Annotated in this window: 1 pseudogene; it reads right to left on the reverse strand. The window is 61.4% G+C overall.

Annotation, left to right across the window (positions count from 1 at the left end):
- A pseudogene (locus tag PTE_RS07025) lies at window positions 1-869 on the reverse strand (TCR/Tet family MFS transporter); the annotation flags it as partial.

Below are 869 nucleotides of genomic sequence, written 5' to 3' on the forward strand. Positions count from 1 at the left end.
GCCCAGCGCGTCGGCCGCCATGCCGGCGATAATGGCCTGCTTCTCGCCGAAACGTTTGGTGGCGGGACCAGTGACGAAGGCTTGAGCGAGGGCGTGCAAGATTCCGAATACCGCAAGCGACAGGCCGATCATCGTCGCGCTCCAGCGAAAGCGGTCCTCGCCGAAAATGACCCAGAGCGCTGCCGGCACCTGTCCTACGAGTTGCATGATAAAGAAGACAGTCATAAGTGCGGCGACGATAGTCATGCCCCGCGCCCACCGGAAGGAGCTGACTGGGTTGAAGGCTCTCAAGGGCATCGGTCGACGCTCTCCCTTATGCGACTCCTGCATTAGGAAGCAGCCCAGTAGTAGGTTGAGGCCGTTGAGCACCGCCGCCGCAAGGAATGGTGCATGCAAGGAGATGGCGCCCAACAGTCCCCCGGCCACGGGGCCTGCCACCATCCCACGCCGAAACAAGCGCTCATGAGCCCGAAGTGGCGAGCCCGATCTTCCCCATCGGTGATGTCGGCGATATAGGCGCCAGCAACCGCACCTGTGGCGCCGGTGATGCCGGCCACGATGCGTCCGGCGTAGAGGATCCACAGGACGGGTGTGGTCGCCATGATCGCGTAGTCGATAGTGGCTCCAAGTAGCGAAGCGAGCAGGACTGGGCGGCGGCCAAAGCGGTCGGACAGTGCTCCGAGAACGGGTGCGCATAGAAATTGCATCAACGCATATAGCGCTAGCAGCACGCCATAGTGACTGGCGATGCTGTCGGAATGGACGATATCCCGCAAGAGGCCCGGCAGTACCGGCATAACCAAGCCTATGCCTACAGCATCCAGGGTGACGGTGCCGAGGATGACGATGAGCGCATTGTTAGATTTCAT

The organism is Photorhabdus khanii NC19 (assembly GCF_000517265.1).
GTDB lineage: Bacteria > Pseudomonadota > Gammaproteobacteria > Enterobacterales > Enterobacteriaceae > Photorhabdus > Photorhabdus khanii.